This window comes from Ectothiorhodospiraceae bacterium BW-2 (genome assembly GCA_008375315.1).
Lineage (GTDB): Bacteria > Pseudomonadota > Gammaproteobacteria > Thiohalomonadales > Thiohalomonadaceae > BW-2.
Genome location: CP032507.1, coordinates 68358 through 84454 on the forward strand (window position 1 = coordinate 68358; position 16097 = coordinate 84454).

The 16097-nt window shown below is 50.5% G+C and carries 7 protein-coding genes and 1 pseudogene; 5 read left to right on the forward strand and 3 right to left on the reverse strand.

From position 1 onward, the window contains the following. Positions 1-55: 55 nt before the first annotated feature. A complete protein-coding gene (locus D5085_00315) occupies positions 56-1276 on the forward strand; it encodes an RtcB family protein (GenBank protein QEP41723.1) in 1221 nt (406 codons plus the stop codon). A gap of 137 nt (positions 1277-1413) precedes the next feature. Continuing rightward, entirely contained in the window at positions 1414-2052 is a 639-nt protein-coding gene (locus D5085_00320; protein ID QEP41724.1) for a TIGR02281 family clan AA aspartic protease, read from the forward strand. A 432-nt stretch (positions 2053-2484) separates the two neighbouring features. Here D5085_00320 and D5085_00325 read toward each other — a convergent pair whose 3' ends face one another. Continuing rightward, positions 2485-3189, reverse strand: coding sequence for a hypothetical protein (locus D5085_00325; protein ID QEP41725.1), 705 nt, complete (start codon positions 3187-3189; stop codon positions 2485-2487). 335 nt (positions 3190-3524) lie between these two features. Continuing rightward, a complete protein-coding gene (locus D5085_00330; protein ID QEP41726.1) occupies positions 3525-4013 on the reverse strand; it encodes an MEKHLA domain-containing protein in 489 nt (162 codons plus the stop codon). A gap of 500 nt (positions 4014-4513) precedes the next feature. Here D5085_00330 and D5085_00335 point away from each other — a divergent pair, with 500 nt between their 5' ends. After that, on the forward strand, positions 4514-4957 hold the full coding sequence (locus D5085_00335; GenBank protein ID QEP41727.1) for a hypothetical protein: 444 nt from the start codon (positions 4514-4516) through the stop codon (positions 4955-4957). Next, positions 4954-6003, forward strand: a complete 1050-nt coding sequence (locus tag D5085_00340; GenBank protein ID QEP41728.1) for an IS3 family transposase — start codon at positions 4954-4956, stop codon at positions 6001-6003. The genes D5085_00335 and D5085_00340 overlap by 4 nt, the downstream gene beginning before the upstream one ends. Positions 6004-6344: 341 nt before the next feature. Here D5085_00340 and D5085_00345 read toward each other — a convergent pair whose 3' ends face one another. Next, a complete protein-coding gene (locus D5085_00345) occupies positions 6345-6833 on the reverse strand; it encodes a DsbA family protein (GenBank protein QEP41729.1) in 489 nt (162 codons plus the stop codon). 561 nt (positions 6834-7394) lie between these two features. Here D5085_00345 and D5085_00350 point away from each other — a divergent pair. Continuing rightward, positions 7395-15850 (forward strand): annotated as a pseudogene (locus D5085_00350) (cyclic beta 1-2 glucan synthetase). Positions 15851-16097: the final 247 nt, after the last annotated feature.

Below are 16097 nucleotides of genomic sequence, written 5' to 3' on the forward strand. Positions count from 1 at the left end.
TCGTTCCTACATTACCCAAGGATTAGCCACCGCTTAAGAACCAGAGGATGTCATCATGCGACTTATTGACTCAGCACAGGGAGTCCCCATTCACGCCTGGATTGATGGGGTCGATTTAGATCCAAAAGCCGAGCAGCAGCTTCTCAATAGCGCTCAGGTGCCGGTGATTCACCCCCATATCGCGGTCATGCCAGATTGCCACTGGGGTATGGGAGCTACGGTCGGTAGCGTAATTCCAACACGAAAGGCCATCATTCCTGCTGCCGTAGGTGTCGATATCGGTTGTGGTATGGCGGCGGTTAAAACATCACTGACCGCCAATGACCTGCCCGATTCACTGCGTGGTATTCGAAAAATGGTGGAACAGGCTGTACCGCATGGACGCAGTGGCCATGGTAAAAAACAGCATGATAAAGGCGCATGGAAAGAGTTACCTAACCGGGTAGCTAACCTTTGGCGCAGTCAGTTGCAGCAGGGATTTGAAATGTTAACGGATCAATATCCGGTTCTGGAACAAGCCAATCATGTGCATCACCTCGGCACACTAGGCACCGGCAACCACTTTATTGAAGTCTGCCTCGATGAGAGTCAGCAGGTATGGGTCATGCTCCACTCCGGCTCGCGGGGCATTGGTAATCGCATTGCCACCATATTCATTGAGCGGGCTAAACAGGATATGGGGGATCAGCTAGGGCAGCTGCCTGATAAAGATTTGGCCTACATTAAAGAGGGTTCTCCCCATTTTGATGATTACATGGAAGCACTATTATGGGCACAACACTATGCGCGGGTAAACCGGCAGATCATGCTGGAAAATACCTTAGCCGGAATGGCTAAAGTTCGTGATTTACCCCCTTTTAAGGCGGATCTGATGGCGGTCAATTGTCATCACAACTATGTCAGCCGGGAGCACCACTTTGGTGAAGAGCTCTACATCACTCGTAAAGGTGCCGTCAGTGCAGGAAAAGGGGAATGGGGAATTATTCCAGGCTCAATGGGAGCTAAAAGTTACATTGTGCGGGGTAAAGGCAATCCGGACTCGTTTTGCTCCTGTAGTCATGGTGCCGGTCGGATAATGTCACGCACTGAGGCAAAAAGACGCTTTACGCTAGATGATCAGATTAAGGCCACCGAAGGGGTGGAGTGCCGTAAAGATAGCTCGGTCATTGATGAAATCCCAATGGCTTACAAAGACATTGATGCGGTGATGGCCGCACAAATGGATTTGGTAGAAGTCGTTCACACCCTAAAGCAGGTAGTTTGTGTAAAAGGGTGAATTCTGGGCGATGGCTGATTATTTTATTTATGACCACTATCCACAGTCGCTGTGGCTAAGCACAGCGAGCAAATGGTCACTATTTAACCAATTTATTGCTTATAGACGCTCATGATGTTCTCCCTTACAATGTGCCAATGTTGAACCTACGCATCGTTGCTCTGTTATTCGCGCTACTCTTAGCTAACGCACCGCTTTGGGCCACGCAAATTAGTATCAAAGGGCTCTTTAGCGGCCGTGCACTCATCGTTATCGATAACCAACAATATTTACTCAAAGCGGGTGAGTCGGTCAATGGCATAGAGCTAGTAAGCGCCGACAGTGAGCAAGCAACGCTGTTAATTGAGGGTCAAGAGCGCATCTTAGCGCTTGATAGTCAAATTTCGGGGCAGTTTATTGCTGCAAAAACCACAAGTGTTACCATTGCGCCAGATCCCCAAGGGATGTATCGTGCCAACGGGGCGATTAACGGACATCGGGTTAAGTTTTTAATCGATACCGGTGCCTCGATTGTCGCACTAAGTAGCGCCCTAGCCGATAAGCTCAATATTCCCTACCGCCAACAGGGTCGGCCCACCGTTACCGAAACCGCTTCCGGTATTGTCATCGCTCATCAGTTGCAGCTCGATTCGGTCTCACTCGGCGCGATTCGGCTTACTCATGTCACGGGTGCGGTCATTGAGGGACAACAACCCTCTACCCCGCTATTAGGCCAATCGTTTTTGAATCGGGTAGAGTTACAACGACAAAACCGGTTAATGGTACTGACCCGTTAACCGAATCCGGTAATAAGCAGAAGGTTATCGATATGATGTTCAAGATTTTTTAGAGAGCAGGTAAAAATGGTTGACGCTTTAACTGACACTGCGCCTGTAGTGATGTTATTGATGTTAACACTGGATAAGTCGTCAGCGGTACCATGTTCTGGCCATAATACTTTCAATTTTATAACCAGAAACGGCTACATCAGAGCTTGGGCTATCGCACGCCCGTTGAGGTATATTTTTCATGAAAGTAGGGGCGGGTTAGAAACCCGCCCCTACACGCTCCCCTCCAACCCTGCCCGCTGGGGGAGGCGAGGAAGTCATGCTTCATGAGGGTGACGAGACAATGAACAAGGCCATCCGTACCTAGTGCAACGCCGCCCCGGACTTTGTGGCTGATATTGGCGCTGCGCCACCGGTTTCAGCGTAGCAACCCTTGGTTACTCACCCCACTCCTAAGTTAGCCTGTTCAGCAATAAACTCATCTTCCAGATCCATCTCTTCACAAATCTCCTCGGCAACAGAAGCTTTTTGCAGACACTGTATCACTGGCCAAAGCTCTTCATCATAGCGATCTTCGGGCAGATCCAGAAAATGCCTACTCTCCTCGGTGACATAGCTTTGGTCAAAAATGCTCAAAAGCTGCTCTAGTTTGTTCTGGTGGCTCTGCTTTAAGCGTTGTACCTGAATGATATAGCAATTGTGGATTAAGCTTTCGATAAACTCCTCTTTTTGTTTAATATTCTCTTTGGTTGCAGGGTCGTAGCAGTCGTATTTAACATGAGTGATGGGACAGTCGATATGCTCTAATTTGTGGCTGAGAATGTAGATGCTAACAAGTGGTGTCGCATTGCCTAGCTGGCGATCTTGGTCGGTGTAAAATATCTGGTCAGATAGGTACTGTTTGGCCTTTTGTAGCTCAATAATCACCTGTTGTTGTGAGCCATCGAGTTGCACGATTTTCGCTAAAAATTCAAGTCGCAAGACCGTTAGACCACCATCGGGAAGCCTGTGACTCAGATCGGCGAAGCCAAACTCAAGGGCCTCTATCTGCTGCCCGATAATATGGGAGATGACCAATTTGGCAGCTTGGTTATCCTGCATCAGATAGCGAAAAACAACATCGTAAAGGGGGTTAGCGATTTTCATGTGGGGGTATCCTTCTCATCTTGGTTCATGCTTAGTTCCCACGCTCTTCGAGGGAACCCGTACGGGCATAGCCATCTTGCAATAGACTGGATTCCCACGCAAGAGTATGGGAACGAAAAATCTCCTCTTACATAGCTCCCCCCTGTGTCAGAATAACTGTCAGGTAGCCTCGTAAGAACTTGCAATGAAGAAAGGGGCATAACGGAGGATTGATGGTATGCTGCCGTTGTGAGATGGAAGGAGCCCGGAGGGCGACTGGAGTCTCACAACGGCGGTGGCCAGCTCTCCCCCTCAGACAGTCGAGACAAAGAGTCATAAAAAAATACGAATCGGAATTAAAACAGGCTCTCAAGAGGAGAGCATCGGTAGAGTGCCGCTGCTTGACCTTGATAGATGTTATTATCATCTACCAGATTCCAGATAATCGCCTCCTCAACTAAAAATCGCTTACCCGATGAGCTAACACGCACCCCTCGGTAATCATCGATAAAACCGACCTGAGCAACTCGCTCTAGCAGTCGAGCCCGCTCCTCCCTAACTAAAGGCTCAGCAGAGAGTCTTGATGGGAGCTCGGTGAACTGCTTCCAACTAAACTCAAATAGCCGTTGGGCTCTTTTATTGGCGTAGTTAAAGATAGGATCTGCCGCCGTATTATGAGAGAGAACAGCGACAGGTGCCTCGTAAAGAGAGCGGTAACGGTCAATTTCAGAGAGCTCCTCATCTACTAAGTGTCGTCCGGTCAAGCGATACAGGGTCGATAGAATTAGCTCCGCCTGCTCTGCTCGATAACGATTGTCTAGATTCGGTTCGTTCGCTATTGTCATTACAGTATCACACGCTACCCTCTAGCTAAAGGACAGCGTTCATCCTCAGAACACTATCGCCACCCCCTACCCTTAGGGGTATTAGAGTACCTACCTCTACGACACCACTACCACTAAGCATGTGGTAGCGTTCAACGGTATCTTGTAAATAGTGCCACTGCGTGGTCACACCGATCTCTACCCGAGCTCTAGCAATAGAGCAAGCCGGATCGTGTTCACTGTTAAGATATTCAATAATATAACATCCCTCCTCAATATAGAACTCCGTCGATGGACGAAAAATTTTCGCTTTCACGAAAGTCAACTTAACAAGCTCTCAATTGTCTCAAGCATAGAATGAGAATCAACATAATCAATCGCAATAGGCCAATAACTAGTTCCCGTTTGAAGTATTAGCGATGGAAAAGAGTCAACACCTAACGCCCGACTTTGAGCAATTTCTCCCCGCAGCGTAGCATCCCCTGAGTGTCAAGATACCCTGAGACCACCCCTGATGAGAAATGAATGTAGAATCAGGGGGGCAACAGAGGAGATACACGATGCCCAAAGATACTACCGTTTTACCCTCCAACGAGGTTACCGACCCCGATGAAGAGAAGCGCTCCTACCGCAAATTTAGTGAGGAAGAGAAGCTTCGGATCCTAGCAGAAGCAGAGCAGTGCAAGGAGCCGGGTCAGCTAGGCGAGCTGCTGCGCAAAGAGCAGATCTACAGCTCCCATCTGACCAAATGGCGCCGACAACTGCAAGCACAGGGGCAGGCTGGCCTGAAAGGGAAACAGAGTGGTCGCAAACCGAGCCTAGACAAGCGAGATAAGGAGATAGAGCGTTTAAAGAAGGAAATTCAGCGTCTTAGCCAACGGTTACAGCAGACCGAAGGGGTGATTGCGCTCCAAAAAAAAGCCTTCAGCTTATTGGAGCAGATGAACACAGAGATAAGCTTATGAGATTAGTTGAAAAAGAGTGCCCCAGTTCGGTGAGCATAAGAGCCGCTTGCGATAGCCTAGCGCTCTCGCGTGCAGGCTACTACCGCCGACAGGCTCCGGTTGTCTCCCCCCGAGCGAGCCTTCCAAGACCCGTCGCAGCCAATGCGCTGAGTGAGGCAGAGAGGCAAGCCGTTCTGGGGCTTTTGAACAGCGAACGATTCTATGACCAACCTCCGGCAGAGATCTATGCTAGCCTGCTGGATGAAGGGAAATATTACTGTTCAATCAGTACGATGTATCGGATCCTTCGTGCTAATCAACAGACGGGAGAGCGGCGAGCTCAAAAACCGGCCAAATCACACGCTATCCCCCGATTACGGGCGACCCGCCCGAATGAGGTTTGGACATGGGATATCACTAAGCTTCCCACCACAGAGCAGGGTAACTTCTTGAATCTCTATGTGGTGATGGATCTCTACAGCCGTTTTATTGTGGCTTGGATGGTCTCAAGGAAGGAGAATAGTGAGCTCTCCAAGCTGTTAATCAGTGACGCAGCGGCTCGCTATCGGGTCGCGCTCAGTGGCTTAACACTGCATCAGGATAGAGGTGTGCCGATGACCGCCAGAGGCTATCTCGACTTGATGGCCGAACTGGGGATCACCTGCTCCCACAGCCGTCCACGAGTCAGTAACGACAATCCGTTTAGCGAGAGTCAATTTAAAACACTCAAGCAACAACCCGATTATCCTCAACGATTGACAGGAGTTGACCATGCCAGAATATGGTTTAGTGACTATGTTGACTGGTACTGTTTCCACCACCACCATCGAGGGATTGCGTGGTTCACTCCAGAGCAGGTATTTACCGGTCGTTACAAGGAGGTTAGCGAGCAGCGTGAACAGGCGCTGAAGCAGGCCTATCAGCAGCATCCGAAACGCTTTATTCATGGTGAGCCCAAGGTTAAGCAACCCCCTACTGAGGTATGGATTAACCCCGCTCTACCGGAGGAGGGGGTGGGGTCGCTGGAGGTCAACTATCCAACCCTGAATAGAGCGAAGGAGAGATGAGTGACGGTGCCGCTAGTGGGTCTATCGTCGATGGCTTTAGCCGGTTGTGGTGGCTGAATGACAGAGCGTTATCCATAGCCCGCCCCCCGGAGACCCCCTTATTATCGTAGGGGGGCGGGCTGTGGGTAACGCGGTGCAGGAGGGAGGTTCCTAGATTAGGGGTTGCAGTTCGCCTTGCAGCTCCCCCTTGCTGAAGGGCTTGGCTCTTGCGGCAAAGGGCCATGAGGGTCATGTTCGCTCCTTGTTGCGTCATGACTCAACATAGGCGAAATTTGCCGGTGAGGGCAGTGGCAATCACCGGCTAGATTTAGAGCTTTATTTTTTTAACAACTGGTCTCAAATTACTTGACAGCTTCCGCATCCGTTATCTCCGATTCTAAATGATACTGAAATCGATCCAGCTCTATTCCTAACTCATCAGCTAGAGCGACTAACACAGTGATCTCTGAAGGGTTACGAGCTTGTTGATAATAGGCTCTCTGTATCGCCGCAGTCATCAGTTGATCATATTCGTCCCCCTGCTCTCTCGCTGCAATCACAGCTCGACAGGCAGGATAGGTAGAGCGTTTGGGAGTATTTTGACACCAAAAATCAAAATTGAATTTTTTTGAAGGGATTTTTTGCTCAATTAGCCGCCAATTAGCTTGAATCTGCTGCTGTATTATTAATGTCATCGGTTGATGGTTATCAGCAGCTAGCCCCCCTAGTAAACGGCGAAGCTCAATACTCTCATCAAGCTGAGAGATGAGAGCTTGGTAAGTCTCACTAAATCCCCAACACCAACTACACATCGGATCATGAATATAGCATAGTGAATATCTCTTGTTCATAATTTTCTCTTAGCAAATAGCTAAATACCGTCGTTAATCGCACTAGAAGGCGCTAATCTCTAGCATAGGCGTTAGCTCAACACTCTCTTGTTGTTTGGTCGCTCAAGTGTACCACCTTACCCCCTTGCTATCCTCATTTTTTAGCTAGCGGTATCTCAAAATCATTGACATATACTGCTCATGCTCTACCCAAAAAAGCAGCTTAACACTTTAATTTTATTAAAAAACAGTTAGTTGTTAAAATTTTCTCTAGCTATAGATTAAATATTGTTCCACATAAAACAGAGCCACCCTTATGGCGCTATCACTTCGCCCTTGCAGAAAAGAGTCTGTGCGCAGCGGATACCGATCGCTATTCTGAAAAAGAGATGCTTTGTTGCTCCAGTGAGCGTAAACTCTTAGCTATTAGACAGATGTCGCCACCATTCGCCCTCCCCTTCACCCACCTCCTCCCTCCTGCGGGCTTGCCCATCCTACCCTAAACTAGGGGATCTCTTTATGTTTACCAAAACATTTCGCTCTTCAGCGCCGCAGGCGTTGCTTAATGCTCAACAGTCCGAATTGCTACACGCTGAGCTGTTTAGTATCGAACAGCTTAAACGCCATGCGATGACGCTCGCGGAGCAACACCACATCGACTCTCGAACGAAAACAGACTACCTACTATTGCGTCTAGCAGATAACCAGCAAGTCCTGCTAGCTGCCTATAAAATCGTTACAGCTACGGCTCTACCAGGACAGCAGTTGATGCCAGCAGAGGCGTGGTTACTAGATAACTTTTACCTCATCGAGCAGCAGATTATTCAGGCACGACAACATTTGCCGCGTGGTTACAGTCGGCAGCTACCCCATTTAGCACAGGGGCCATCCGCTGGATTACCGCGAATTTATGATTTGGCAATAGAGCTAATTTCACACATGGATGGTCGCATTGATAGCGACAATTGCAGCCAATTTTTAGCCGCATATCAGCGTGTGAGTATCTTGCAATTGGGAGAGCTGTGGGCATTTCCAATTATGTTACAGTTAGCCCTACTAGAGAATATTCGCCGTGTCGCACAGCGCATTGCGCAGCGACGGCAAGAGCGTGATGCGGCTATCACTTGGGCAGCGCGAATATTGGCTACTGCAGAGGCGACACCTAAACAGCTCATTCAGCTACTCGCCGAATTTGCCGATGCCGATGTGCCGCTAACCGCAGCATTTGTGGAGGAGTTTTATGCTCGTCTTCAAACGCAAGGTTCCGCACTAGGCTTTATTCAAACTTGGGTTGCGCAAAAATTACTCGATCAAGGTGTCACGGCTGCCCGATTGTCGGCAATAGCGGCACAGAGAGCGGCTACCTATCAAATTTCGATTGCCAATAGTATTAGCAGCCTGCGCTTTATCGGCGCAATGGATTGGCGCGATTATGTCGAGTCACTCAGCGTGGTAGAAGAGATCTTGTGCCAAGATCCGGCAGGGATGCACCGCGCCCAAGATTTCGCTACCCGCGACCGCTATCGTCACATCATTGAAGCTATCGCTCGAAAGTATGCTCACGGTAAAATCGACACCGAAGTTACAGTAGCACAGCAGGCGATCCTTTTAGCACAACAGGCGGCAAAAGAGCGAGGAGGAGAGGATCGTAGCGCCCATGTCGGCTACTACCTGCTTGATCGTGGCCGCCCATCGTTAGAGCGTGCGATAGGGGGAGGCGTATCTTGGTATAGCAGAGCACGGCGAGCACTACGACGGTTTCGACTAGGTTTTTATCTCACCCCGATTTTATTAATAAGCGTACTATTAACCGCACTAAGCTTATGGTTAAGCGGTGTTGAATCTAATTGGTACATGCTACTATTGGTTCTGCCTAGCTTAATTGCCACCTCTGCCCTAGCAGTCCCACTGGTGAACCGCATAGTAACGATGTGGTTGCCGCCACGAGCGCTACCTCGCATCGATTTTGCTAGCGGTATTCCAGAGACTCACCGAACGATGGTGGTGGTACCGACTCTATTCAGTACCACAGCAGAGTTTGATCATCGACTAGAGGGCCTGGAGATTCGCTATCTGGGGAATCGAGATCCAAATCTCTGGTTTGCGTTGCTCACCGATCTCCCCGATGCCTCTACCGAGACACTCCCTGGTGATGAGGCGCTACTCACCTATGCAGAGGCGGCAATTAAGCGGCTCAATCAACGCTACGAGCTAGAACGCCCGGGGATTTTCTATTGGTTACACCGCCCTAGATGCTGGAATCCGCACGAAAATGTGTGGATGGGTTATGAACGCAAACGCGGCAAATTAGAGCAGTTTAATAATCTACTACGCGGCGGTGATGAGGCAGCCTTCACAGCCATCGTTGGTAAACGCACCCTATTTAGCTCGATTCAATATATCATTACCCTCGATACCGACACCCAACTACCTCGCGATAGTGCCCACGCTTTAATAGGCAATCTAGCCCATCCTCTTAATCGTCCACTCTACGATGCGACACAGAGACGAGTAGTCGAAGGCTACGCCATTTTGCAACCGCGTACCGCCATTAGTCTCAGCAGTGCCGGCCAATCACAATTTAGCCAACTGTTCGCTGGAGAATCGGGAATCGATCCCTACTCCCGTGAAGTCTCTGATGTCTATCAAGATATGTTCGGTGAGGGATCTATCATCTCGATGCATTTCGTCAAGCGGTGAACGGTCAATTTCCTGATAATTTAATTCTCAGCCATGATCTACTCGAAGGCGCGTATGCGCGAGCGGCCCTAGTGACCGACATCGATCTGATTGAAGAGCACCCCGCCAGTTATGCCGTTGAAGCTAGCCGCCGCCACCGCTGGATTCGCGGAGACTGGCAGGTGGCGAAGTGGTTACGAGCAGAGGTACCACTAAAATCGGGTAGCGGGCCGAATCCATTGACCCCCTTATCACGCTGGAAAATATTCGATAATCTGCGCCGTAGCCTTGTATCGCCTGCCCTGTTGCTACTGCTACTCGGAGGCACACTATCGGCGTCAGGCGATCTCTGGATGGGACTCGCTGTAGCGGTAATCTTCTTACCGGCAATCGTGGGAGTGGTCACCGATTTCATTCGCCAACCGCGAGGGCGCGACTGGCGCACTCATCTATACCTTACGCGCCACGCTGCTAGCCACCCCCTCTCCCAAGCCCTGTTAACACTGGTACTGCTACCTTATGATACCCTCCTCTGCCTCGATGCCATTCGCGTATCAGGGGTGCGAATGGTGTTTACCCAACGCACGCTACTACTCTGGCAACTACCCGCCTACACCCGTAGAAACGGCAATAGTTCGCTATTAGGATATATTCGAGAGATGTGGATCGCGCCGCTACTAGCAGGAGTCCTAGCTATATCACTCTGGAATCACCCCCTCTGGCTAGGCTGGTGGGGAGTCGTCGCCCTCTGGGGAGTCTCACCACTGTTAGGGTGGAGTTTGAGTCGTCAGACAGGGACACCAAAGATGAATTTGAGCGCTGAACAGCAGATCTTTCTCCGTACCTCGGCACGACGCACTTGGCGCTATTTTGCCGAGTTTGTCAATGCCGACCACCATTGGCTGCCACCCGATAACTTTCAGGAATATCCGATCCCCGTCGTTGCTGCACGCACCTCACCGACTAACATCGGCATGGGACTACTTGCCAATCTAGCGGCGCACGATTTTGGCTATATTGGCACCACAGAACTACTGCAACGATTAGATAAGACTTTGGCGACTCTAGCAAAACTGGAGCGTTATCGAGGCCACTTTTACAACTGGTATGCCACCGATACCCTTCTCCCCTTATCACCACGCTATGTTTCGACGGTCGATAGCGGCAATCTAGCCGGCTCTCTCTTAACATTACAAGCCGGTTTAACCGAATTACCGCACCAAACAATACTCCCCACCCATGCCCTACAGGGCCTACGCGATACCCTACAGGTGGTGATAGAGCAGTTACCAGCGAGAGTTGCACCTAAGGTAACACAGCAAATTAGCGCGATAGCGGAGAGATTATCTCTCGATCCCTCCGCCACCTTATCCGCTCTCATTGAGGGACTCGACACCGTTCACCACTTAGCTAGCGTCCTATTAAGCGAGTTTCCTACAGAGATTAACAGCGAATTACGCTCATGGACACAGGCGTTTATATCCCAGACACGCTCGCTGCGTAATGAGCTTAATGGGGTCTCACCACCCTATCTTGACACCCTCCCGACACTGACAGAACTAGCCACCCACTCTATCTATCCTGCGGCCAGCGCTACAGCACGACAACAGCTTGCAATGATAGAGGAATTAAAGGCGTGTTGTCATCAATTAGCACAGATTGATTTTTCATTTCTTTACGACTCTTCCCGCAACTTATTAAGCATAGGTTATGATGTAGGCGAGAGACGCCGAGATATAGCTTGTTATGATTTACTAGCCTCTGAGGCAAGGCTAGCTAGTTTTCTTCTTGTTGCTCAAGGAAAATTGCCACAAAAACACTGGTTTGCCCTAGGTAGATTACTTACAAGTCATGGTGGCACGGTGAGTTTAATCTCTTGGAGCGGCTCAATGTTCGAGTATTTAATGCCACAACTACTGATGCCGAGTTATCCCCACACCCTATTAGAGCAAACTTGCCGAGCTGTCGTGTATCGCCAAATTGAGTACGGACGACAACGCGCCGTCCCGTGGGGAATCTCCGAATCGGGTTATAATGCCACCGATATTCAGCAGAGCTACCAATATCGTGCCTTTGGTGTTCCTGGCCTAGGATTTAAACGCGGATTAGCTGATGATTTGGTAATCGCACCGTATGCTAGCGCCTTAGCACTGACGATCCTACCGCGTGAAGCTTGCCGCAACTTAGAGCGTTTAGCGGCCTCGGGGTTTCTCGCCGCTTACGGCTTTTACGAAGCGATTGATTACACTCCATCGCGACTATTACGCGGTAAAAATCATGCGGTAGTACGCTCATTCATGACGCACCATCAAGGCATGAGTCTATTAGCCTTCGCCCAAGTATTGCTAGAGCAGCCGATGCAGCGCCGTTTTATGGCCGATCCCTCTGTACAAGCAACAGCGCTACTACTACAAGAGCGAGTACCAAAACGCGGCACAATGCTCCATCCGCACACCGCTGAAGTGACCTCTGCCGCCCGCCCGCTCAGTGCCGAAGAGGGGGCGATTACCCGCACATTTAACAACCCTAACTGCCCCGTACCAGAGGTGCATCTGTTATCTAACGGTCGTTACCATCTGATGACCACTCACGCTGGCGGTGGTTATAGCCGCTGGAACGATCTAGCCCTTAGCCGTTGGCGTGAAGATGCCACCATGGATGACTGGGGCAGTTTTATCTATCTACGCGACCGCGACAGTGGACACTATTGGTCGAGCGCCTATCAGCCAACACGCTGTAAAGCTGATCACTATGAGGCGATTTTTGTTCAAGCTCGGGCTGAGTACCGACGGCTAGATCATGCCATTGAAGCTCACACCGAGATCTGCGTATCACCGGAGGATGATGTAGAGATTCGCCGTTTGACCCTAACTAACCTCTCCTCTCGCACCCGTCATATTGAAGTGACCAGTTATACCGAAGTCGTCTTAGCACCACCAAGTGCCGATCTATCCCACCGTGCCTTTAGCAACCTGTTTGTACAGAGTGAAATTCTCGCTGAGCGCCAAGCGATTCTCTGCACCCGTCGCCCCCGATCTACAGATGAGTCGAATCCATGGCTATTTCATCTACTCGCTCTACCTAGCACAGTGTGCGATAAAGCCTCGTACGAAACCGATCGTGCGCAATTTATTGGCCGAGGTCGTAATACAGCCGCACCGTTAGCGATGACTCGACGCGATCCAGCAAGACTCTCGAATGTTGCAGGTGCGGTGCTCGATCCTATCATGGCGATTCGTTCTACCCTCACCCTAGAACCTGATCAATCCGCCACACTACAATTTATCACCGGTATTGCCCAGTCTCGCGAAGCCACGCTCCCTATTTTGGATAAATATTGCGATCGACACTTTGTTGAACGCGCCTTTGAGATGGCTTGGTTTCAGAGCCAAGAGGTGTTGCGCCACCTCACTATTAACGAGTCCGATGCCCAACGGTATGGACGGTTAGCCACTTCGGTGATATTTAGCACCGCTTTACGCCGCGCAGCACCTAGCATCACTGCCCGCAACCAAATGGGACAGGCAGGGTTATGGCGATTTGCCATCTCCGGCGATCTACCCATTGTATTACTACGAATGGGTGATCTAAACCATATCGATCTGGTCAAACAGGGGTTACAAGCCCACGCCTATTGGCGCATGAAGGGATTGAGTGCCGATTTAATCATTATTAATGAAGATTTTTCCAGCTATCGTGCTCTGCTGCAAGATCTGATTATCAACCTCATTCATACTGAAAACGATGGCTACACCCTCGGTAAATTGGGTGGAGTTTTTGTACTACGTGCCGAAGAGCTCTCTGAAGATGAGCGGGTGTTATTACAGACCGTTGCTCTCATAGTATTCAACGACAGCGAGACAGCAACACTAGGTGAACCTGTGCGGGTACCGACAACAGCGCTAGCTGAGCGTTTCGACTCCTATAACCTAACAGTGGATAAAATAGCTCCACCGCCACTCCCAACTCGTGAACGGATATTCTGCAACGGGTTAGGCGGTTTTACCCCTGATGGCCATGAGTATGTGATCATGCTAGAACCCACTCAAACCACTCCCGCGCCATGGGTGAATGTGATCGCTAGCCCCCATATCGGCACAGTAGTGAGTGAAAGCGGTAATGCCTATACTTGGGTAGAGAATGCCCATGAGTTTCGTCTTACTCCTTGGCACAACGATCCTCTTAGTGATCGCAGTGGTGAAGCAATCTATCTTCGCGATGAGGAGAGCGGCGCATTCTGGTCACCTAGCGCCGCTCCCGCTCGCGGCACCTCAGGCTATGTCTGCCGACACGGTTTTGGCTATAGCATCTTTGAGCATGAGCAGGCCGGTATCGTCTCCGAGATGTCTATCTATGTAGCAATGGATGCGGCGGTTAAATTCGCTGTAGTCAAGCTACACAACCGTTCTGGGCGCAGTCGTCGGCTCTCACTGACCGGCTACTGGGAGCTAGTACTAGGCGAACTTCGCCATGCTAACCTAATGCATATCGTCAGCGAGATAGATCCTCATAGCGGCGCACTATTCGCCCACAACCCCTATCATCCTGAGTCTGCTAATCGTCTGGTATTTGCTCAAATTAGCGAGCGCGAACGCACCCTAAGCGGTGACCGCGCTGAATTCATCGGTCGCAACGGCTCTCTAGCCCACCCTGCCGCGATGCGCTCTCCCCACTTATCGGGCAAGAGCGGGGCAGGACTCGATCCCTGCGCAGCTATCCAGAGTACCCTCGAACTAGGCGATCAACAGCAGCTTGAGATTGTGTTTAGTTTCGGTGCCGCCCGCAACCATGACGAGGCACGGCAACTTATTCAACGATTTAGCGGCTCAGCAGGAGCGCGACAAGCCTTAGAAGCGGTATGGAGCTACTGGAACCACACTCTCGGTGCGGTACATATAGAGACCCCTGATCGTGCTTTAGATACTCTTAGCAATGGCTGGTTGCTCTATCAAACCCTCTCCTCTCGCCTATGGGGACGCAGCGGTTATTACCAATCGGGCGGCGCTTACGGCTTTCGTGATCAACTACAAGATAGTATGGCTCTGCTACACACCACTCCGTGGTTAGTGCGTGAACAGCTACTGCGTTGTGCCGAACGCCAATTTCTCCAAGGTGATGTACAGCACTGGTGGCATCCGCCCAATGGCCAAGGGGTACGCACCCACTTCTCTGATGACTATCTATGGCTCCCCTACACCACCTGCCACTATGTCAAAACCACCGGCGACAGCACGATTCTCGATGAGTCAGTACCCTTCCTAGAGGGGCGTGAACTGAGTCTAGCAGAAGAGGCCTATTACGACCAACCGCAGCGCTCTTCAGAGACTGCCAGCCTGTATCAACACTGTGTCCGCGCCATCAAACACGGCCTGCGCTTCGGTGCCCACCAACTACCACTGATAGGCGGTGGCGACTGGAATGATGGCATGAATCGGATCGGCCATGAGGGCAAAGGCGAAAGTGTCTGGCTAGCATGGTTTTTATACGATAACCTGCAACGCTTCGCCGAATTAGCACAAAGCCATAACGATCCAGATTTTGCCAACTTGTGTCAAACTGAGGCAAAAACCCTGCGCAATCATATTGAAACCCACGCTTGGGATGGCGCTTGGTATCGACGCGCCTACTTCGACGACGGCACCCCACTAGGCACTGCCAGCCACGATGAGTGCCAAATCGACTCTATCAGCCAAAGCTGGGCGGTAATTTCTGCCGGTGGCGATCCGATCCGCGCCCGCCAAGCGATGGATTCACTCGACGAACGCCTAGTCCACCGCGACACCTGTCTGATACAACTTCTCGATCCGCCCTTCGACCACTCTACCCTAGAGCCGGGCTATATCAAAGGCTATCTTCCCGGTGTGCGCGAAAACGGTGGTCACTATAGCCATGCCGCCATTTGGGCCGCTACCGCCTTCGCTCAGCTAGGCGATAATCGACGCGCTTGGGAGCTATTTACCATGCTTAACCCCATCCACCATAGCAGCCATGCGAACGACATGGAGCGCTACAAGGTCGAACCTTATGTCATGTGTGCCGATATTTACGCCACCCCACCCCACACTGGGCGAGGCGGCTGGAGCTGGTACACAGGGGCGGCGGGCTGGATGTACCGCCTCAGCATCGAAACACTACTCGGCCTGCACCGTGAAGCTGACCATCTACGCCTTACCCCGTGCATCCCTGCAGAGTGGAAGAGCTATAAGATCCACTACCGTTATCAGAATACCTTTTACCACATCACCGTTAAGCGTGTTACCGAACATGAACAAGGGGTCAAAGTGGATGGCATCGATTGTAAGGGAGATATCCCCCTAGTAGATGATAGGCTAGAGCATAGTGTTGCGGTAGGCATCTAGCAGCGCGTTGCTAATAAGCCCTCCCCCCTACCTCCCTCAAATTGGATTTGAGCCTTCCTATTTAATGAGAAACGATAGCAACAAACGACCCAAGGACTATTCGCTGTGTCGCGAATAGCATGAGTTACATTTACTCTGAAAAATTTAAACAAAAAATAGATAGAGACTCAAATATATCCATTTTATTAATATCAATTACGCTGTTACACCACCTTCTCGCTAATGGAGTACACCCAAATTTGGAAAG